The organism is Mesorhizobium sp. KR9-304 (genome assembly GCF_040049215.1).
Lineage (GTDB): Bacteria > Pseudomonadota > Alphaproteobacteria > Rhizobiales > Rhizobiaceae > Mesorhizobium_K.
The window spans coordinates 125,948-146,686 of sequence record NZ_JBDZDN010000006.1 but is presented as its reverse complement, the minus strand read 5'-3'; the positions used below and the strand labels follow the sequence as shown (position 1 = coordinate 146,686).

Annotated in this window: 14 protein-coding genes; 4 read left to right on the top strand and 10 right to left on the bottom strand. The window is 65.7% G+C overall.

The features are described from left to right. From ABLE71_RS23870 to ABLE71_RS23850, 5 genes are all read right to left on the bottom strand, one after another. Positions 1–2,523, bottom strand: a 2,523-nt coding sequence (locus ABLE71_RS23870) for a VCBS domain-containing protein (RefSeq protein ID WP_348785981.1), incomplete at its 3' end; no start/stop codon positions are given. 155 nt (positions 2,524–2,678) lie between these two features. Continuing rightward, positions 2,679–3,989: an HlyD family type I secretion periplasmic adaptor subunit gene (locus ABLE71_RS23865; protein ID WP_348785980.1), complete on the bottom strand. Its 1,311-nt coding sequence runs from the start codon at positions 3,987–3,989 to the stop codon at positions 2,679–2,681. Continuing rightward, the gene (locus ABLE71_RS23860) at positions 3,982–6,225 is read right to left on the bottom strand and encodes a type I secretion system permease/ATPase (protein ID WP_348785979.1); all 2,244 of its coding nucleotides are present in this window, start codon (positions 6,223–6,225) and stop codon (positions 3,982–3,984) included. The genes ABLE71_RS23865 and ABLE71_RS23860 overlap by 8 nt, the downstream gene beginning before the upstream one ends. Before the next feature lie 249 nt (positions 6,226–6,474). Then, the gene (locus ABLE71_RS23855; RefSeq protein ID WP_348785978.1) at positions 6,475–7,863 is read right to left on the bottom strand and encodes a TolC family outer membrane protein; all 1,389 of its coding nucleotides are present in this window, start codon (positions 7,861–7,863) and stop codon (positions 6,475–6,477) included. Positions 7,864–7,995: 132 nt separating this feature from the next. Further along, positions 7,996–10,200 carry an adenylate/guanylate cyclase domain-containing protein gene (locus tag ABLE71_RS23850; protein ID WP_348785977.1) on the bottom strand — a complete coding sequence of 735 codons (2,205 nt, stop codon included), beginning with the start codon at positions 10,198–10,200 and terminating at the stop codon, positions 7,996–7,998. A 163-nt stretch (positions 10,201–10,363) separates the two neighbouring features. On the opposite strand from ABLE71_RS23850, the gene ABLE71_RS23845 reads away from it, so the two are divergent. The 3 genes from ABLE71_RS23845 to ABLE71_RS23835 are packed head-to-tail and all read left to right on the top strand — an operon-like array spanning position 10,364 to position 13,550. Then, on the top strand, positions 10,364–11,149 hold the full coding sequence (locus ABLE71_RS23845; protein ID WP_348785976.1) for an SDR family oxidoreductase: 786 nt from the start codon (positions 10,364–10,366) through the stop codon (positions 11,147–11,149). Continuing rightward, entirely contained in the window at positions 11,146–12,663 is a 1,518-nt protein-coding gene (locus tag ABLE71_RS23840) for a mannitol dehydrogenase family protein (RefSeq protein WP_348785975.1), read from the top strand. Before ABLE71_RS23845 ends, ABLE71_RS23840 begins: the two co-directional genes overlap by 4 nt. After that, complete coding sequence (locus ABLE71_RS23835; protein ID WP_348785974.1) at positions 12,660–13,550, top strand: MurR/RpiR family transcriptional regulator; 891 nt, start codon at positions 12,660–12,662, stop codon at positions 13,548–13,550. The genes ABLE71_RS23840 and ABLE71_RS23835 overlap by 4 nt, the downstream gene beginning before the upstream one ends. A gap of 3 nt (positions 13,551–13,553) precedes the next feature. Here the strand turns inward: ABLE71_RS23835 and ABLE71_RS23830 are convergent, their stop codons facing one another. The 5 genes from ABLE71_RS23830 to ABLE71_RS23810 all read right to left on the bottom strand — a co-directional run bounded on the left by ABLE71_RS23830 (position 13,554) and on the right by ABLE71_RS23810 (position 19,418). Beyond that, entirely contained in the window at positions 13,554–14,540 is a 987-nt protein-coding gene (locus ABLE71_RS23830) for an ABC transporter permease (RefSeq protein ID WP_348785973.1), read from the bottom strand. Beyond that, complete coding sequence (locus ABLE71_RS23825; RefSeq protein ID WP_348785972.1) at positions 14,537–15,511, bottom strand: ABC transporter permease; 975 nt, start codon at positions 15,509–15,511, stop codon at positions 14,537–14,539. The genes ABLE71_RS23830 and ABLE71_RS23825 overlap by 4 nt, the downstream gene beginning before the upstream one ends. Next, on the bottom strand, positions 15,508–17,043 hold the full coding sequence (locus tag ABLE71_RS23820; RefSeq protein ID WP_348785971.1) for a sugar ABC transporter ATP-binding protein: 1,536 nt from the start codon (positions 17,041–17,043) through the stop codon (positions 15,508–15,510). The genes ABLE71_RS23825 and ABLE71_RS23820 overlap by 4 nt, the downstream gene beginning before the upstream one ends. A 77-nt stretch (positions 17,044–17,120) precedes the next feature. After that, entirely contained in the window at positions 17,121–18,146 is a 1,026-nt protein-coding gene (locus ABLE71_RS23815) for an ABC transporter substrate-binding protein (protein WP_348785970.1), read from the bottom strand. 84 nt (positions 18,147–18,230) lie between these two features. Next, positions 18,231–19,418 carry a Gfo/Idh/MocA family oxidoreductase gene (locus tag ABLE71_RS23810; protein ID WP_348785969.1) on the bottom strand — a complete coding sequence of 396 codons (1,188 nt, stop codon included), beginning with the start codon at positions 19,416–19,418 and terminating at the stop codon, positions 18,231–18,233. 231 nt (positions 19,419–19,649) lie between these two features. On the opposite strand from ABLE71_RS23810, the gene ABLE71_RS23805 reads away from it, so the two are divergent. Continuing rightward, entirely contained in the window at positions 19,650–20,738 is a 1,089-nt protein-coding gene (locus ABLE71_RS23805) for a hypothetical protein (protein ID WP_348785968.1), read from the top strand. The last annotated feature ends 1 nt before the right edge of the window (position 20,739 follow it).

Here is a 20,739-nt window from a genome sequence, read left to right as displayed (position 1 = left end):
CGGCGCGCCGCTGGCGTTGTCGGACGTCGCGACCGTGATCGATTTCACCGTCACGACATCGGTCACGTCGACATCGAGCACCGAGAACGAGCCGGAGGTCGTCAACGCCGTCTCGGCCTCGTCAAGCGTCTCCGATACGTCGTCGCCGCTTTCGACGGTGATGAAGGGATGATCGTTGGCGCCGGTGATCGTGACGGTCACGTCGACCGTATCGGTCTCGCCCTCGTCGTCGGTCACGGTGATGGTGTAGACGGCGGTGACGGTCTCGCCCAACGCCAGGAAATCGAGTTCGGATTCGAGGATCGAATAATCCCAGGTCACCGTGCCGTTATGGGTGTTCGAGCCCGGTACCCCATCGGGGTTGATCGAGAACGCCGCCTCGATTGCGTCGTACTGATCCTGTGTCAGCACCAGTGGCGAGTTGACGCCCTGGACCGCGGTGATTGCCTTGGTCTCGAATGTCGCGACCGGCCGATCGGTCTCGTCGACATCGGCGAAGGTGATCGAGCCTGTCGTCTGGCGGATCATGGCGTCGGACGCACTGGGGTTCGTCTCGGCGATATCCGATACAGCGCCATCCACATCGACGGCCGTGATCACCGGGGCGTCGGCTTCCGACCCGTAGATCGTGATGGTGACATTCTGGGTCGCGGTTGGGGGCTCGTCGTTCGGGTCCGTGCCGGTGCTGTGGTCGCTGACCGTGATGGTGAAGATGACCGTCACGACCTCGTCCGCGCCCAGGAAGTCGAGGTCGACTTCCTGGATCGAATAGTCCCAGTTGATCGTGCCGTTGTTGGTGTTGCCGGGTTCGGCCGAGATCGAGAACGCGGCCTCGATCGCCGCGATCTGGGGGTTCGTCAGCACCAGCGGCTGGCCGTCCTGGCCCACTGCCGATATCGAGTAGACGGCGAATGTCGCAGTCGGCAGGTTGCTCAGATCGACATCGGTGAATGTGATGCTGCCGTCGGTTTGCAGCGTGCCGGCATCCGACTGCGGCGGGACGGTCGGCGCCTCGTCGACATCGACGATACTGCCATCGACCTTGACGATCTGGATTTCCGGCTGGTCGTTGCGGCCGATGACCGTCACCGTCACCGTCGCCGTGTCGGTGAAGCCATTCTGGTCGCGGATCGTGTAGGTGAAGGTATCGATGGTTTGCTCGCCGACGGCCAGCCAGTCGAAGGCGTCGACGGCGTTATAGGTGAAGCCGCCGCCGGGCGTCATCGCGAGTTCCGCGCCGGAGGGAAGAATCACGTGCGCCATGCCCGAGACAAAGGTGAGAGGCGCCCCGTCGACCTCGGTAACCGAAACGCCGAAGCCGTCGGGATCGACATCCGTGCCGCCGACCGATCCGTCGATGACACTGGCGGTCGTCGAGGAATCCTCGTCGAGCGTGAACTGGTCATCCCCCGCTATCGGGGGGTCGTCCCTGCCGGGGTTCGGGTCGACTCCGCCATTGCCTCCGCCGGCGCCATTGCCGTCATTGGAGCCGCCGGTCCCGTCCCCCGGCCCGCCAGCGGAGGACGACGAGTCGAAGGTTACCTGCTGGAAGGAGTTGGCGCCGTTGAGCTCCGTGCGCTGGCCGAGCGCCTTCGACACGGCCTCGCGTATGTCGTTGAGCGCCGCATCGTCCTCGAGCAGGTCGAGGCCTGACTTGGCGATCTTGACGGCTTCGCCCGACAGGCTGGTGATGACCCATTTGTCGCCGACGGATTCGACGGTCCCCAGGATCTCGCCCGTGGTCTTGTCGAGGAGGAGATAGCTGCCGATCTTGCCGCTGTCGGGATCGGGCAGGATGGTGAATTCGGTGACGCCGAGGTCGGTGTTGACGAGAACCTTGGGCGTCGTGCCGCGTATGCCCATCGTGGCGACGGGCGTCTCGACCTTCATGTTGCCTGCCGGCGCGACCTGGCCCGTGACGAAGACGAACGAGCCCTGCACCAGGTCGACGACCATCGAGCTTTCGGACGCCTTGGCGGGATCGAAGACAAGCTCGTTGAGCACCATGCGCGCATCGGCCGACATGGAGAACACGGAGTCGTCGATGAACGAGATGCCGAGCTTGGACTCCGGCCCGGTCCGCACGACGTCGCCCTGGTACACCGGATCGCCCGAGGCGAGGTTGACGGTTACGCCGTCGCTGTGCGTGGCGGTCGCTGTTCCGCTGACAGACACCACCTTGCCGATCTCGGTCAGGGCGGCGGCGGCCGGTTCGGTTCCGGCGGGTTCAGTGCCAGCCTGGGCGTACTGGCCCGGCGCGTTCGGGCCGGCCAGCGCCTCGACAACGGAAGGCGTCAGGAAGGCGCCGCTCGGCGCGACGAGATTGGCGCCAGGGCCTGCGAAATAATCCTGGACGAGGAACGACGCCCCGTCATGCTCGATGAGCAGGTCGTGACCCTGGCGCGAATAGTCGCCGAGGAACAGCGCTGCGGGATCGGCGATGCGAACGGAATCGCCACCGTCATGAGACAGGTTTATAGGACCGACGGAAGACCCGTCGCCGACTGCGCTCCCTGTGGCCATGGTCGACATGTTCCCCTGACGGCGCACCGTCAGCCCATTCGCACTGCAGCATACCGGCTAAGGATGCCGGAGTCCACAAACCTTACCGTAACGTAAACGTGTGCATGGAGTTAGGGTAAACTATCGGACGCCGAGGCGCCCGAGCTGAAAGCATACTACTGCGCCTCGCGCAGTGCCTGGTCGCGGATCTTCAGAACCGGTTTCAAGAGGTACTCGAGCACCGTCCGCTCGCCATTGGAGATGTCCACGGTGGCGACCATGCCCGGTATGACACGGATCTCGGCGCCGGGGTCGGCGGCCCCGGTGCTGACGATCACCTGGTAGAACGTCTCGCCTTCCTCGTCGGTGATGGTGTCGGCGCCGATGCGTTCGACCACCCCGGCAAGCGTGCCGTATTTGGTGTAGTCGTAGGCGCTCAGGCGCACGGTGGCCTTGGCGCCGGCGTGGATGAAGGCAACATCCTGCGGCCGGATGCGCGTCTCGACGAGCAGCGTGTCGTCGGCCGGCACGATCTCGACCACGCTTGCGCCCGCCGCGATGACCTCGCCGATCGTCGCCACGTTCACCTTGTTGACGACGCCGCCGACCGGCGACTTCAGCATCGCCCGGCGCACGCGGTCGTCGGCGCCGCGCAGGCTTTCCTGCACGACGGACATTTCGGCGTTGACCTTGGAGATGCGCGCCTGGACATCGGCCAGGAAGGCCGACTGCTCGGCCTCGACCTGCGCTTCGGCCTCGGACACCTCGGCCTCGAGCCTCAGCTTCGCGGCCTGCCAGATCGCAAGATCGCCGCGCAGCTCGGTCACGGCGCGCTCGATGCGCAGCAGCTCGAGCTCGGGCACAGCCTTCTTGTCGAACAGGGCGCGGGTCAGCTCCAGCTCCCGCTCGGCGAGTTCCAGGGAGGCGGCCTGCTTGGCGGCGGTCGCTTCCGCCTCGCGCAGGTTCTGGCGGCGCTGGACGAGCTGCTGGCGGCGGATGACGATCGCCTCGTCGAGCTTGCGCCGGTCGGCGAGAAAGACCGCAAGCTGGTCGCGGTAGAAGGGCTCGGAACCCGCCGCCATGACGGCCGGCGGCGAATAGGCGGCCGCGCCGCTTGCCTGGGCGTTCAGCCGGTCGAGCTCGGCGGCAAGCGCAAGCTGTTGCTGGCGCAACTCGCCGAGCCTGGAGGAAACGCCGGTGTCGTCGATGCGGATCAGGTTCTGGCCGGCCTCGACACGATCACCCTCGTTGACGAGGATTTCAGCCACGATGCCGGGCTCCAGGCTCTGCACGACCTGCACCTGGCTCGACGGGATGACGCGGCCCAAGCCGGTGGCCATTTGCTCGACATGGGCGACCGACGCCCACAGCACGCCGAGCGCGAAGACGGCGGCGATCACCATCAGGATCCGCCAGGCGCCGGGCGTCACCGAGGATTCGATCGCCGCGCGCGGATCGTTGGCGAAGTTGAGGTCGACGTCAGCCATCGGCGCCCTCCGTGCCGACCGGTCGATCGCCGGCTTGACCGTCCGACTGACCATTTGGGGCAACCAGCTTGCGCTTGAGCAGCGAGGCGAGCACCTTGTCCTTCGGCCCATCGGCGGCGACGCGGCCGTTTTCGAGCACGACGAGCCTGTCGACCAGTTCGAGCATAGACACGCGATGGGTGGAGAGGATGAGCGTGACGTCCGGCTTCAGCCAGTTGCGAAAACTTCGAATGAAGGCCGCCTCGGTGAGATTGTCCATCGCGCTGGTCGGCTCGTCGAGGAAGAGCACGCGCGGCTTGCCGAGCAGCGCGCGGGCGATGGCGACCGCCTGGCGCTGGCCGCCGGAGATGGCGCGGCCCCGCTCGCCGACCGGCAGAGCGTAGCCGAGCGGATGACTTTGGGCGAGCGAGGCGATGCCGGACGCGCGGGCGGCTTCCTCGAATGCCTTGTCGTCGCCCTGCTTGCCGAAGAGGATGTTTTCCCTGAGCGTGCCGGCGAACAGTTCCGGCTCCTGACCGACATAGGCGACCGCCTTGCGCAGGTCGGCCATCCAGCAATGCCTGACGTCGGTGCCGTCGATGATGACGGCGCCATTGTCGGCCGTGTAGAGGCCGCACAGCAGCTTGCCGAGCGTCGACTTGCCCGAGGCGACACGCCCCACGATGCCGACCCGCTCGCCCGGCGCGATCCTGAGCGACAGGCCATCGAGCGCCTTGGCCTGCTGGCCCCGATAGGCGAATTCGAGATCGCGGATTTCGAGCCGGCCTTGGTCGATGCGGCCGCCGCCACTCGGCGGCGCCTTGTGATCGCGGTCGAGCCGCATCATCTGGTTGAGCTGCCGCAGCGCCGAAAACGAAGTCTGGGCGCGCGCCAGCGTCATGGCGATCGAGCCAAGAGGCGCGAGCACGCGGCCGGCAAGGATGTTGGAGGCGATCAGCGCGCCGATGGTGATGCTGCCCGCGCCGACGAGATAGACGCCCCAGACGATCAGCACGACGCTGACGCCCTGCTGCACCAGCATGGTGAAATACATGGCGAGGGAGGACCAGAAGCGCATGGAGGAGCTGGCGCGGACCGAGCCGGCGACCGCGTCCTCCCACCTCTTCTGCAGCACGCTCTCGCCCGCCACGGCCTTGACCGTCTCGATGGAGACCATCGATTCCACCAGGATCGTGTGCCTGCTCGTCTTGGTGAGCTGGGCGGCGTTGACCGAGCGCGACAGCGGTATCTGGATGAGCAGCGTCGCGGCCAGCACCACCGGCACTGCTATGAGCGGCACCAGCGCCAGTTCGCCGACGATCATATAGAGCAGCCCCAGGAACACGCCGATGAACAGAAGGTCGATGACGGACACGATGCTCGACGATGTGAAGAAGTCGCGCACCTGCTCGAACTCGCGGATGTGGTTGGCGAACTCGCCGGCGCGCGCCGCACGGCTGGCCATGGTGGCGTCGAGCGCCTGCTCGAAAAGCGCGGCGGAGACCTTCATGTCGACGCGCCGGCCGGAATTCTCGATGACGCCGGCGCGCAGCATGCGCAGCACGAAGTCGGCGCCGAGCGCGATCGCCACGCCGGCGGCCAGCGCCCACAGCGTGGCGACGGAATTGTTCGGGATGACGCGGTCGTAGACGTTCATCACAAAGAGCGGCAAAGCGAGGCCCAGGAGATTGATCACCAGCGCCGCGAGGACGACGTAGTTCCAGGTCGGCCAGAGCCGCCAGACGACCGACCACAGCCAATGGCCCTTCATGCGCCGCATCATCGCTGCATCGGACGCGACCGCCTCCTGCTGACGGCGATCGGCGACGTAGATGACGATGTCGGTCCCCATTCGGTCGAGCTCGGAGAGCCGCATCTTCTTCACGTCCGACACGCCCGGCACGATAACCGAGGCCCTGCGCGAGCGGTGGCGCTTTTCCAGCACGATGGCCACGTCGCCGCTCTTCAGGGGAACGATGAAGGGGCAGACCAGGCCCGACACTTCCGAGGGGCGGCGGTCGACGATCTTGGCCTCGAAGCCGAGCCGCTCGGCACCGCGGGCAAAGAGGTCGAGCGTCAGCAATCCGCCCTGCAGCGGCAGGCCCTGCAGCACCGCGGCGGCCGAGAACGGCCGGTCGTGATGGCCGGCGAGATATTCGAGCGCGGCGAGCAGCGGATCGTGAACGTCGAAGGCGCCGGGCCCGGGGCCTGGCTCCGGGTCGGCGCTTCCGCCGAAAAATCTATGCCTTTGTTCCACCTGTCACCGCGACCCGAGGCCGACTCGGCATTTGCCGGAGACTAGCGCGGCGAACGCTCAACCGGAATCGCTTCGCCGCTCTATCTCTTTGTTTCAGCATCGGATTTGTCCGAAAACCGCTGCGCACTTTTCGGTCCGATGCTCTATTCCATTCCAATGACATCGGAGTTGCCTCTATTTCATTGATATGCCGACAGAATCTTGTCCGAACAGTCAGCAACTTTTCGTGATCAGACCCTAGAACGGGCGTCATTCCTGACTCAGCGCCGGAATGTCGAACTGCGACTTCGCGGGCGAACGCAAAAATGCCGGCAGTGGATCTGCCGGCACATCCGGAATTTCCGGCGCCTGGACGCCAAGGGTGTCCAGGAGGACACCCATCTGAGCGAGCAGCTCGTAGCTGGAAAAGACGTGCAGCGCGGTTACGTTGGACAACTCGAACTGACTCGCGAACTTGGAGTTCTCCGCGTCGAGTACGTCGAGCAGGCTGCGCTTGTTGGCGTTGTATTCATCCTGATAGGAGGCGACGACCTTGATGTTCTGGTCCACCTCGCGCTGGATCGCCTGCACCTCGGCGCGGCCATCGACGAGGCGCGCCCATGCGATTTCGACCTCCTGGGTGAGTTCGCGCACCAGGATCATCTGTTCGGAGAGCTTCTCGGAATACCGCTCGCCGAGTTCGGCCGTGCGGTTTCGCCTGACGCCGCCGTCGAACAGCTTCCAGCGCAAAACCACCATCGCCTCCAGCTCGTTGTCGCGGCCGGGCGTGCCTTCGAGATTCTCTCCGGCCATAGCGTTGCCTTCGAGATAGACCTGAGGGTAGAGGGTGGAGCGGAACTGCTCCTTGTCGAAATAGGAGACTTCGGTCTCGGCGACGGCTTCCTTGACGCGCGGATTGTTACGGATCGCGCGGTTGGTGACGTCGGCGACGCTTTTCGGGATACCGGTCGCGTAGCTGACAGACTTCAGGTCCGACGGAGAGATGCCGACAGCGTTCTTGTATTTGGCTCTGGCAGTCTCGCTTGAGACCTTGATCTGCGCCACCAGCGCCTTGGCGGCCTCGACGCGTTCAATCGTCTGCTGCAGATCGCCGATCGGCGCCCGGCCGCCGTCATAGCGCTCCTGGATGATGCGCAAAAGCGCCTGATGGCGCCTCAAATTGTCCTGAGCGAGGGCAAGGAGGTCGCGGTGCCGAATGACGTCGATATACGCCTCGACGCTATTCAAACCGACCGCTTCCGAACGGACCATGACCCTGAAGGAAGCCGCCGAAATGCTCGCCTGCGTGCGATAGATGTCGTTGGCGCGGTCCCAGCCGTCGAACAGAACTTGGCGGATGCTGATCCCGGCCTGCCGGCGATCCTGCCATGTGTTGTTTACGTCGGGTCCGAGTCCTTCCGGCCGGTCGATCTTCTGCTGGCCGATATCGGCATTGATCTCGACCTCGGGCAAAAAGCGGCCCTTGGCCTGTTTGAAGGAGTATTCGGTGGCCCTGCGGTTCGCCTGCGCGGCGTCGATCCTGGGATTGGTGAGAACCGCCTGTTGAACCGCTTCACGAAGGGTGGTTGCCCGCGCATGAAAAGTCGTCGCCGCCATGACAATGGCGATTGCAATTCCTCCGACGCGCAACCCCACCATACGCCCGAACCCCTAAACGCCGCCGTTCATATACTATTCCTTGTTAAAAGGACAGGGATGATGCTGCACTGCAAGGAAATCCGGACTTATCCCAAGATTTTCGAATTGCTGTGAGGCGAACGCGCCACATGTTTACTTCGTGGCGGCGACGTAAACGCCGTCCCAATCCTCCCCGGGAGGGTTCTCCCGGAAATATTCGATTCTCGAACGATAGAGCGCGATGTAGCCGTCGAGCTCGACGCCAAGGCGAACGGCGATCGGCTCCATGCCGGCTAGCGCCTCCGACGCGGCTTGCCACTCCTGCGCCCTGTAATTCTGGAGCATGGCCAGATTGGCCGTGCGCAACGCCTGGAAGCCTTGGTCGGCGACCATTTCCTCCATGCCGATCAGCGTATGGATGCGCTCCGGCTCATTCTTGCCCTTCACCCGGATCCGGTCGATCTCCAAAACGGCCAGCTTGTCCCCGACCGCAATCGCGGTGCTGTCGCCCAATATCACGGCCACGCCGTAAGGCTTCGACTGGCCTTCGAGGCGCGAAGCGAGGTTAACCGTGTCACCCAGCGCGGTGTAGTCGAAGCGCATGTCGCTGCCCATGTTGCCGACCACGCACTGGCCAGTGTTGATGCCGACGCCGATCCTGATCTCGTGGAAGTCTTCCTCCGGGTTCTGCTCGACCTCCTTGCGCCGTTCCTCATTCAGGTCGCTGGCGCGCTTCACCATGTCGAGCCCGGCCCGGCACGCACGAAGTGCATGATCGTGAAGATCGAGCGGCGCGTTCCAGAACGCCATGATGGCGTCGCCCATATATTTGTCGATCGTTCCGTCGCGTTCCAGGATGGCCTTCGACAGCGCGGTGAGAAACCGGTTCATCAGCCTTGTCAGGCCCTGCGGATTGGACTTGAAGCTTTCGGAAATGGTGGTGAAGCCGCGCACGTCGGTAAAGAGCAGCGTCAGTTCACGCGTCTCGCCGCCCAGCTTGAGCTGTTCGGGATGATCGGCGAGGCGGTCGACCAGCGCCGGCGAGAGATATTGGCCGAAGGCGCCCCTGATCTGGCGCTTCTGGCGCTCCTCGCGCATGTAGTTGGCGGTCGCCATCAGCATGAAGAGCGCCGCCAGCGCCCCCATCGGAAAGGAAGCATCGATCAGCATGCGCCGGGAATAGAACGCCCAGAACGCGCCGATGGCGACCATGCCGATCATCGAGACGGCTGCGAAGAAGGAATAGGACGCGCCGATGCGCGGCACGAACCAGATGACGAAAAGTCCGGCCGCAAGAACGAAGACCAGTTCCATGCCGATGGCATAGGCCGGGCGATGCAGGAACTGCTGGGTGAGCACGTTCTCGATGATCTGCGCATGGATCTCGACGCCGGGCATGAACGCCGCGACTGGAGTGGCGCGAAAATCCTCCAGCCCGACGGCCGAGGTGCCGACCAGCACCATGTGTCCGGCTATGCTGGCGGCCGGCGCCTCGCCCAGCATGACACTGCCGGCCGAGACGTAGCGCTCGCGCGAGGAGCCGTTGAACCACGGCCAGACGCGTCCGTTGCCGTCGGTCGGCACGAAGACCCCGCCGACCACGATGCCTTCGAGGCCGGCATCGCCCGTCTTCATCGCAAACGCCTGGCCCCCGGTGGCGATGCGCAGCATCTCGGCCGAAAGCGCCAGGCGCACCTTGTCCTCGACCATCATCACCAGCGGCACGCGGCGGAAGATGCCGTCCGGGTCCGGTTCGACCGTGAACAGGCCGCGTCCCGCCGCGACTTGCGAGATGACCGGCATGTTCTGCACCAGGCGCGGGAACTTCAGCAGGTACGGAACCGGATCGCCGCCGAGCGCGGCGTGCGGCACCTCCGGTATGTCGCGCTTGCCGCCGGCGAGCGACTGGTCGTCAACTCGCACGCTCGTCTCGCCGACGACGACGCGCGAGCGGCCGATCGCGTCGGCAAGCACCTGCTCGTTGGAAGGAAGCGCGAGCAGCCCGGCCCTCAGCGCGTCGGGCAGATCGGGATTGTCCTCGGCGATGCGGTCCGGCGACAGGCGGTCGGGCTCGGCGAAGACAACGTCGAAACCGATGTCGATGGCTCCCATCGCCGTCAGCCTGTCGATCAGCCGCGCGACCTCCGAGCGCGGCCACGGCCATTGTCCGACCTGCTCGAGGCTCTTTTCGTCGATGTCGACGATGACGACCGGCTGCTTGACCGGCGGGCGCGGGTAAAGCCGCTGGAAGATGTCGAAGCCCTGGTTGCGGATGGCGGAGACGAAAAGCGGGTCGGCCACGCGCAAGCCGAGCAGCAGAAGAAGGAGCACGAGCCCGGCGAGGCGCGCAAGCGCCACACTCATCGATCCGGGAGATCGGAAAAAACGCATGCGCAAGGCGACCCCGCTGCCTTGCCATTGATCGGCGGCGGCATCGAAGCTGTCAATCCGCGATTCGGCGGCTTGACCGAACGGAACGATTTTTCTATTTTTCCCCAAATAGAAATCGAGTTGCGCGACGATGAACCTGTCCCTTGCCGGAAGTGCGCTGATCGTCACGGGCTCGACCCAGGGCGTCGGCCGCGCCGTCGCGCTGGAAGCTGCCGGCAACGGCGCCGAAGCCATATTGATCTGCGGCCGCGACGGGGCGCGCGGCGCGGCCGTGGTCGCGGAGATCGAAGCGCTCGGCGCCAAGGCGCATTTCGTATCGGCGGATCTCGCCGAGCCGAACGCAGCCGACCTCGTGGCGGACGCGGCACTCCAGAGGTTCGGCCGCATAGACGCGCTGGTGAACGCCGCCGGCGCCACCGACAGGGGATCGATGGTCACCGCCACTCCCGAGATGTGGGACAGGCTGCACGCCGTCAACGCCAAGACGCCCTTCTTCCTGATGCAGCGGGCGATCGCCGACATGCGGACGCGCGAGAAGCCGGGCGCTATCGTCAACATCCTGTCGATCAACGTGCATGGCGGGGCCACCGACCTCGCGGTCTATTCCGCCAGCAAGGCGGCGCTGGCGCTGATCACCAAGAACGCCGCGCATGCGCACCGCTTCGAGCGCATCCGCATCAACGGGATCAATATGGGCTGGGCCGACACGCCGGCCGAGCGCATCATGCATGCGCAGACGCTTGGCAAGGGACCCGACTGGCTCGCCGCGCAGGCTGCCCAGCAGCCGTTCGGCCGGTTGCTGACGCCCGAGGACGTGGCGCGGCTGACGCATTTCCTGCTGTCGCCTGCCTCGGAGCCCATGACCGGCGCGCTGATCGACCAGGAGCAGTCGGCCGTCGGGCCGCGCGACGCATGAAGCGCCTGAACAGCGGCAAGCTTGCGCGCGCACATGGCAGCGTGCGCAGGCCGGGCTACGATCGGGCCAGGACACGGATCGGCTTCGCCCATGTCGGCGTCGGCGCGTTTCACCGCTGCCACCAGGCCGAATACACGGAGGACGCGCTGGAGGCTGGCGCGGACAACCGCGCCGAGATCGGCGTCAACATCAGACCGCCATCGATCGAAGAGCAGCTCACCCCGCAGGATGGGCTCTACACGCGCCTGCTGGTCGACGGAGAAAAAGCCGAGGCGCGGGTGATCGGCGCGATCAGGCGCGTGGTGGACGCGGACAGGGAAGCGGAAAGGGCGATCGAGGCGCTGGCCGATCCCGGCGTCGACGTGATCACCATGACGGTGACGGAGAAAGGCTACTGCCACATACCGGCGAGCGGTGCGATCGACTGGGAACGGCCGGAGATCGCCGAGGACCTGAAGCGCGCGTCGGGACGGCGGTCGCTGCCGGGGTTCCTCTCCGAAATGCTCGCTAGGCGCATGGCGGCGAACGCGCCGGTGACGCTGATCTCCTGCGACAACATACCCGGCAACGGACATATCCTCAAAAATGTCGTGTCGAGTTTTTCGGAAGCGGTCGACAAAAAACTCGCGGTCTGGATATCAGACAATGTGCGTTTCCCCTCGACCATGGTCGACCGCATCGTGCCGGCGACGCGGCCGGATGATCTGGCCCGCGTCGAGCAGATTGCCGGTTACCGAGACGAAGGCGTGGTGGTGGGCGAGCCGTTCCGGCAATGGGTGATCGAGGACGACTTCAACCGCCCTCGCCCGCGCTGGGATATCGCCGGCGCGGAATTCGTCAAGGATGTCGAGCCTTACGAGTTCGTGAAGATGCGCGTGCTCAACGCCTGCCAGTCGGCGCTCTCCTATCTCGGTGCGCTGTCGGGGCTCGGCACGACATGCGACGACGTGCGCGACCCGATGCTGAAAAATTTCGCCACGCGCACGATCCTCGACGAGACAGCGGCCGTGCTGCCTTTCGTGCCGAGCATGCAGGTCCGCCCCTATCTTGAGCTGACGCTGTCGCGGCTCGGCAATCCGGCGATCCGCCACGCCAACCACCAGATCGCGACGGACGGCTCGCAGAAGATCAACCAGCGCATCTTGCAGCCGCTGCGCGACCGCATGGCAAAGGGGCTGCCGTCGCCGCTACTGGAGACCGCGATCGCCGGCTGGGTCGCCTACCTGGCGAAGTCGCAGCCGGCGTTCGGCTCGGCCTGGGACGCAAGCGACCAGATCATGCCGTTCATAGCCGGCATCGCCCGGCAATCATCCGGCGACATCGGCGTCTTCACAAGGCTGTTCATCGGCAATCGCGCGATCTTCGGCGAAAGGCTGGCGGAGGATGCGGGCTTGATCGGACGCGTTGCCTCGCGCTCACGGGCGATGCTTGGCGAGGGCGTGGCGAAGGCGCTCGGCGGCGCGATGGCCGAAGCGACGCCGGCAGGCTATGATGGCGTGGGGAGGATTGCGTGAGCGAGGAGACGGACAGCAGGCGCGACTACGGCGAGTTCGTCGCCACGCTGCTGACGCGAAAGCCCTCGCTCAGCCGGCGTTTGCAAGAGGTCGCGCAGTATCTGCTGAACAACCCGGAGGATGCGGCGATCTTCACCATCGTCGAGATCGCGCGGCGCGCCGGCGTGCCGCCTTCGGCGATCACGCGTTTCGCCAAGGAGCTCGGCTTCGACGGCTTTGCCGGGCTGCAGGCGATGTTCAAGCAGCGGCTGCTCGGGCCGCGCATGTCCTATGCCGACCGCCTGCGGGCCGTGAACCGCGAGGTCGCATCCGCCACCGGCCCCCACGAGCCCGGCGACCCTCGCGACCCGCATCAGGTCGCCGAGACCTTCATCCAGGCGGCTTTCGACGCGCTGCTCAGGTTGCGCGAGGACATTGCCGGCGCCGCGCTGACGCCCTTCGTCGACGCGCTGCAGGAAGCGAAGGCCGTGCACATAGCTGCGGCGCGCGGCGCATTCGGCGTCGGCAGCTACACCTATTACGGCCTGTCGCGCATCGGCAAGCGCGCCTTCCTGCTCGACAATCTCGGCTCGATGCGCGCCGAGCAGCTGGCCGCGATGGATGCTGACGACGCGCTGCTGGTCGTCACCTTCGACGATTACACGCCAGAAACAGTCGAGCTGGCGCGCAATGCCCACGCCGCCGGCCGCACCGTGCTCGCCATCACCGACAACGAACTAAGCCCGGTCGCGCCGCTCGCCTCGCATGTGCTTTTCGTCAAGGAGGCGCGGTTAGGGCATTTCCGGAGCCAGGTGCCGGCGATGGTGCTCTGCCAGACGCTGGTGATGAGCCTGGGCTACCGCATGCCGGAGGCAGCAGCGTCGCCGCGCGGACGCAAAACGCCGTAAAGTCTACCGATCCTCGATGATCCGGAGATAGGCGGCCGTGACGAGGAGAACGATCGCGCCGAACAGGATGCGGCGCGCGCCTTCCGGCATCTGCAGGATGGTGAGCAGCGTGGTGAGCACGGTCAGGATCAACGCCCCGACGATGGTGCCCGTGTAACTGCCGCGGCCGCCGAAGATCGACGTTCCGCCGATGACGGCGGCGGCGACCGACGGCAGCACGAGAGGTTCGGCAAGCGACAGCGACGCCGCCTTGATCAGGCCGACGTAAAGCAGCCCCATGATACCGGCCAGCGCGCTGGAGAGCATGTAGAGAACCAGGATCACCTGCCAGTATTTGACGCCGGCAAGGCGGGCCGCACGCTCGTTGTCGCCGATGGCGTAGAGCAACCGGCCAAAACCCGTTCGGCGCTGGATGAAGATGAGCAGGGCGGCAACCGGGATGAACAGCACCAGGGCATTCGGGAACCCCCAGGTAAGCCCCGTGCCGAGCCAGACCAGGACATCGGGATATTTGGTGCCGGAGGAAATGACCGTGCGCTGGTAAACCTGGAGGCAGCCGACGCCGATCAGGCTGGTTCCGAGCGTCATGATCAGCGGATGCACCCGGAAGATGCCAACGCCGATGCCGTTGACGAAACCGATGACCAAAGCGGGTAACAGCGCGATCGCGATTGCCACTGCCGGCGCATGTTCCACCGACTGCGTGGCGACGATAAAGGCAGCCATGGTGGCCGCCGTCCCGACGGAGAGATCGATGCCGCCGGTGAGCATGACCATCGTCTGCGCGCCGGCGAGCAGCGCCAGCGGGATCGCGAACTTGACCGTGTTGGCGATCCAGCGCTGGTTGACGATGCCTGGGCTTAGCATGTTGAGCACCAGCACGAGCAGGATGAGCAGCACGATCAGCGGAACGAGCGGATAATCGCTCATGAAGCGCTTGAAGCGCCGGCCGAGGGGCGGCGGCTGGATGGACGTCGCGCTGATCGTCATGACGAGCGGCTCCGCATGGTGATGAAGGCGCCGAACATGACGACGGCAACCATGATCGAGCCTTCGACGATGGCGGTCACGTTCGGGTCGATGGCAAGCAGCGTCAGGTCGGTGCGCACCAGCCTCAGCACGAAAACGGCGATGATCGGGCCGAGAAGCCCGCCCCTGCCGCCGCCGAGCACAACCCCGCCGAGCACCACCGCGGCGACGCTGGCAAGCAGATAGGGGCCGGGGATCGGCGAGCCGATGCCGGTGCTCATGGTGAGCGAGATGCCGCCCATCGCCGCGAACAGGCCGGAGAAGGCGTATGCGAGGATCTTGGTGCGCGCGACCGGCACGCCGCTGCGGAACGCGGCCAATTCGCTCGAGCCGATCGCATAGATCGACAGACCGAGCCGGGAGCGCTTCAGCGGGATCCAGACGATGCAGAGCAGGATAACGAGGAGCAGCAGCGCCTTGGGGAACCAGGCGGTGACGGAGCCCGGAACCCCCGGGATGGGAACGGTGCCGACGATCAGCGAGCGCAGCCATTCGGCCGAACCGCCGCCGGGCGCGCCAAGCACGAGCAGCGCCGCGCCCTGCAGCATGAAGAGCGTGGCGAGCGTGACGACGATGTCGGGAACGCGCGTCACGACGATGAGGATGCCGTTGACGGCGCCGAGCGTCAAACCCATGGCCAGCACGAACGGCACGACGAAGAGCGCATATTCCTCGCTCGCGCCGGCCATCATCGCGGCGGCCGTCACGCTGGTCAGCGCCATCATCGCGGCGACCGACAGGTCGATGCCACCGGCAATGACCACGACGGTCTGTGCGGCCACGGCGAAGGCATAGGGCAGCACCGCGCTCACCAACGAGCCGAAATCGCCCGCACCGTATTGCGGTTGAATGACCTTCGTCGCGATGGACAGCACCACGAAAAGGACGGAGAGGCCGACGACCCAGCCGTTGTTGCGCAGGAAACGCATCAAGTCGCCACCTTGTCGCTCTGCACATTGGCGAGAATGCCGACATCGGCCTTGGCGTCGCGCGGAAGGCCGTAGGCGGCGCGCGTCAGTGCCGGTTCGTCGGCGATCTCGACGGGCAGGATGTCGACGACACGGCCGCCGAAGATGACGATGGCGCGGTCGCAGACAAGCTCGATCTCCTCCAGTTCCGATGTGTAGAACAGGATCGACTTGCCCTGATCAGCGAGCTGGCGAAGCAGCTTGTAGATTTCCTGCTTGGTGCGAACGTCGATGCCGCGCGTCGGGTCGAAGCAGAGGATGGTCCTGGCGTCCGCGGCGATCCAGCGCGCGATCGTCACCTTCTGCTGGTTGCCGCCGGAGAGGCGCTGGACCTCGCGCTGGGCGCGCGTGTCGATCTGCAGCCGTTCGATGGCGCTTTGGACCTTGGCGCCCTCCCGTCGACGGCTGATCGGGCCCCAGTTGCGGAAGGCGGCGGAGAAGGGCAGCGCGATGTTTTCCCGCACCGACTGCTTCATCGCCAGCGCTTCCGAGCGGTCGCCGGGAACGTAGGCGATGCCGGCCTGGACCGCGTCGACCGGGTGCGAGAATTTCACCGCCTGTCCGTCGACCTCGATGGCGCCGCCGCTTGGCTTGATGGAGCCCGCGAGCGCGGCGAAAAGCTCGTCCTGGCCCTGCCCTTCCAGCGCCACGACGCCGGCGACTTCGCCGTTCTTCAGCTCGAACGAAACGTCCTGGAGCTTGGTGCCGAAGCGCAGGTTGCGCACCGCGATGCGGGTGGTGCCGTCGGGCGGCGGCGAGCTCTCGTTGACGGCGCGCAGCGTCTTGCGCGCCTTTTCGACCTTGGCGCCGAGCATCAGCTCGACGATGCGTTCCTCGACGCCGGGCTCGATGTCGACCACGCCGACGGTCTCGCCGTCGCGCAGCACTGTCGCGCGGTCGCAAAGCGCCGAAATCTCGACAAAACGGTGCGAGATGAAGATGACGGAGCGGCCGGTCTTGCTCTGACGGCGCACCACGTCGAGTACCCGCTCGGCGAGGTTTGCCGGCAGCGCGGCGGTCATCTCGTCGAGCAGGAGGATGTCAGGTTCGATCGCCAGCGCGCGTGCGAGGTCGAGCACGCGCTGGATGGCCAGCGGAACGTCGCGCGCCGTCTCGCGCAGGTCGAGGTCCGGCACGCCGAGCTCGCGCACCCACTCGCGAAACGGCTCGACGGGAGTCTGCGTCAGGCGAAGGTTGGAGAACACGTCGAGATCGGGGATCAGCGATGGTTCCTGATAGACGGAGACGAGGCCTGCCCTGCGCGCATCGGCCGGCGAACGCACCTCATGCGCCTTGCCGCGAACCATGATGCGGCCGGCATTGGCCGTGATGGCGCCGGTGAGGATCTTGACCAGCGTCGACTTGCCCGCGCCGTTCGCCCCCATCAGCGCATGCACCTCGCCGGGCAGGACCGACAGCGACGCATTCTTCAACGCGGCGACGGCACCGTAGTTTTTTGCCACGCCGGTGGCGTCGAGGAGCGGTTCTATCGTCAAGCGGCGGAAGTCTTCCCTAAGGCGCGGGGACGGCGAACCTTGGTTCGTCGTCCCCGCTGTCCGATCAGATCAGGCGTTTATTCGCCGGGGCCTTTGCAGGCCACGATCTGGTCCTTGGTGTAGGAGGTCCAGTCCTTGATCGAGATCGACACCGGCCACTCGGGCGAGAGCGACGGATCAGCAGCAGCCTTCAACTGCTCCTTGCCGGCGTCGGTGACATTCTCCCAAAGCGCCGGCTCGACAAGCACGGTCTGCGCGGCCGGCTTCTGGCCTTCGAGGATTTGCAGCGCCAGCGTGACGCCCGCGCCGCCGATGGAGCCGGGGTTGGTGACCGCCGCGCCCTTGAGGCCCTCGACCGAGTTGAGCTGTCCGACGAAGCCGGCATTGTCGGCGCCGACGACCGGCACCAGCGTCGCCTGGCTCTCGACCAGTGCATCGACGATCACGTTGTCGATGCCCGAGGTCCAGATGCCGTCGAAGGGCACGCCGGTGGCGATGTAGTCGAGGATCTGCTGCTTGCCCTGGTCCTGCTGCCAGCCTGTGAAGGTTTCCTGGGCCACCTTGATATCAGGGAACTCGGCGAGCGCCTTCTTGAAGCCTTTGTCGCGGTCGCTGTCGGCCGATGCGCCGGCGGCGCCACGCATGTAGACGACGCTGCCCTTGCCGCCGAGTTGCTCGAACAGCCACTTGGCGCCGAGATAGGCGTACTGTTCCTGGTTGTTGGAGATGATGTAGGCGGAAGGCTCGGTGACCGCCTGGTCGACGGCAACGACGACAATGCCGGCATCGGTGGCCTCCTTGAGCGCCGCCTGGATGCCGGCCGGGTCGGCCGGGTTGACGACGATGGCGTTGACCTTGGCGCTGATCAGGTTGCGCAAATCCTCGAGCTGGCCGGCGGCGTCGGTGTTGCGGTGCGCGATGTTCAGCGATTTGACCTTGCCCGACGCGAGCGCCTGCGCCTTGATCGCGCAGATCATCTCTTCACGCCAGCCGTTGCCCTGCACGGTGTTGGACACGCCGATCGTATAGTCCTGCGCGTAGGCGGCGCTCCCGAGCAGCGTGGCGCCGATCGCCGCGAGGCCCGTCTTCATCCAGTTGTTCATTGTCTTCTCCCTGTTCGAACGTTTTCGCGCCTGGTCCTCCAAACGAGCCGTCAGGCGCAGCCGGTCGTTTTTTGAAGCAAAGTTCTACAGTTGCGCCGCGATTTGTGTCCAGACACCTCCCGCTTCGTGGCTGTCTACCGATGCTTCGATGAAGCGCATTCCGATGAGACCGTCTTCCACCGACGGCACCATCGCCGCAAGCCTCGATTCCATCAGTTCCCCTCGCCGGCGCGCCGAAATCAGCGCAATCGCGTCGCGGTAGAGGTTGCCGAAACCCTCGACATAGCCCTCCGGATGTTCCGCCGGCATGCGCGACACGCGCGCCGCCTCGCCGCCGACGGCAGCGCCGCCGCGGGTCAAAATAACGTGAGGTTTGCCGAATTCGCAGAAACGCAGATATTCCGGCTCATGGCCGTGCCATTCCAGCCCGGCCTTGTCGCCATAGACCTTGACTGACAGGCGGTTGTAGTTGCCGGGCGAAACCTGGCTGGCGACGAGCACGCCGCGGGCGCCGGACGCATAGCGCATCAGCACATGCGCGTTGTCGTCGAGCCGGCGGCCGGGGACGAATGTGGTGAGGTCGGCGGCCACCTCGGAGGGCGCCATGCCCGACACGAAATGCGCCAGGCTGAAGGCGTGCACGCCGATGTCGGCGAGGCAGGCGGAGCGGCCGGCGCGCGCCGGGTCGGTGCGCCATTCGGCTTGCTTCTGGCCGTCGGCGTCGATCGGCAGCGTCAGCCAGTCCTGAATGTATTCGGCTCGCACGATGCGTATCTTGCCGAGCGTGCCGGACGCGACCAGTTCTCGCGCGTGGCGGACCATCGCATATCCCGTGTTGTTCAGCGTGACGGCGAAGACGAGGCCAGATTTTCTCGCAAGTGCCGCGAGCTCTTCCGCCTCTTTCAAACTCGCCGACAGCGGCTTGTCGCAGATGACGTCGATGCCGGCTTCGAGGAAAGCGCGGGCGACCGGCGCATGCAGATGGTTGGGCGTGACAATGACGACGGCCTCGATGCCATCGGGCCGCCTGGCTTCCGCCTCGGCCATCTTGCGATAGTCGGAATAGGCGCGATCCCCGGCGATGCCGATGTCGGCGCCGGAAAGCTTCGCGTTCTCGGGGTCGGAAGACAGCGCGCCGGCAACGAGGTCGGCGCGGTCGTCGAGCCTGAGCGCCATGCGATGGACCGCGCCGATGAAGGCGTTGCGTCCGCCTCCCACCATGCCTACCCGCAGGCGGCGCGGACCGATCTTGTCGCCGGTAGCGTAAACCATGTCAGGCCTTCAATTCCGGGAGTTGCGCGGCCGCTGGCCGAAGCCTCGCTGCACCGCGCAGGAACCCCTCCCAAACTTCCATTGCGGAAAATACCGCACATAAATTTCCAATAGTCAAGAAATGAAACTTTCGTTCCAAAATCGTTTGGAAGCCTTCCGCGGCGGCTGCCGGACGGGCTAAGGACAGGTGGCTTTCGCGGAAATGGAATCGCAACCGGAGGAACCTTGCCGATGGCAATCGTCGAGATCGAAGCAAAAGGGATCGAGGTTCGCATCGAGCTCCTGTACGGCATGATCGGCGAACTGGTCGTCGAACGCGACGGCCGCGCCGTATCGATGCTGCACAAGGCGCCTTGGATCGGCGAGCCTATGCCCGAGGATGCGGCCCCGCATCTCGGCGGGCTCGCCGGCGACTTCTTCTGCGCGCCCTTCGGCGGCGCCTCCGCCGACGATGCGCCGGGGCACGGCTGGCCGGCGAACACGACGTGGACGCATCTCGGCACCGGTCGGAAGGACGGCGAGACGGTCGCCCGCTTCAGGCTGGACCGCAAGGCGATGGGCGCCGACCTCGTCAAGGAGCTTCGGCTGGTCGACGGGCACCCTTTCCTCTACCAGCGCCACATCTTCACCGGCGGCCACGCCGAGCGCATGGCGGTCGCCAATCATGCTATGGTTTCGCTTCCCAACGGCGGCAGGCTGAGCTTCTCGCCGAAACGCTGGTGGGAGACGCCGCAAATCCCTCTGGAGCCCGATCCGGCGCGCGGGCGCTCGGCTCTCGCCTGCCCGGCAAAGACGACCGACCCCCGGCATTTTCCGCTCGCAGCCGGCGGCGAGGCCGACATCACGCGCTATCCCTTCGCCTCGCGGCACGAGGATTTCGCGATCGGCGTGGAGGCGCAAGGCAGCCGGCTCGGCTGGACGACGGTCGCGCGCGGCAAGGAAGGCGATCTCTTCATCAGCCTGCGCAACCCGGCAAAGCTGCCGATGACCATGCTGTGGTTCTCCAACGGCGGACGCGACTACGCGCCATGGAGCGGGCGTCATCTCGGCTGCCTCGGCGTCGAGGAAGGGTTGAACCGCGCAATGCTCGGCGATTCCCTGGCCCGGATACCCCATCCGCTCGATGCGGCCGGCGTGCAGACCGGCCTGACGCTCGACGCCAATGGCTCGGTCGAGGTGCGGCATGTCATCGGCTCGGTCCCGTGGGGCGGCGACGGCGAGGTCGCAAGCGTCAGCCCGTCCGCAAACGGCATCGAGGTTAGGCCCGCCTCCGGCGAGGCGGTGACGATCCCCTGCGACCTCGCGTTCCTGCAAATCTGAC

Coding starts and splice junctions, on each gene's coding strand:
- ABLE71_RS23855 (WP_348785978.1), bottom strand. CDS start 7,863: ATGGTGGGGTTGCGCGTCGGAGGAATTGCAATCGCCATTGTCATGGCG.
- ABLE71_RS23815 (WP_348785970.1), bottom strand. CDS start 18,146: ATGAACAACTGGATGAAGACGGGCCTCGCGGCGATCGGCGCCACGCTG.
- ABLE71_RS23840 (WP_348785975.1), top strand. CDS start 11,146: ATGAAGCGCCTGAACAGCGGCAAGCTTGCGCGCGCACATGGCAGCGTG.
- ABLE71_RS23810 (WP_348785969.1), bottom strand. CDS start 19,418: ATGGTTTACGCTACCGGCGACAAGATCGGTCCGCGCCGCCTGCGGGTA.
- ABLE71_RS23865 (WP_348785980.1), bottom strand. CDS start 3,989: ATGGCTGACGTCGACCTCAACTTCGCCAACGATCCGCGCGCGGCGATC.
- ABLE71_RS23845 (WP_348785976.1), top strand. CDS start 10,364: ATGAACCTGTCCCTTGCCGGAAGTGCGCTGATCGTCACGGGCTCGACC.
- ABLE71_RS23830 (WP_348785973.1), bottom strand. CDS start 14,540: ATGACGATCAGCGCGACGTCCATCCAGCCGCCGCCCCTCGGCCGGCGC.
- ABLE71_RS23805 (WP_348785968.1), top strand. CDS start 19,650: ATGGCAATCGTCGAGATCGAAGCAAAAGGGATCGAGGTTCGCATCGAG.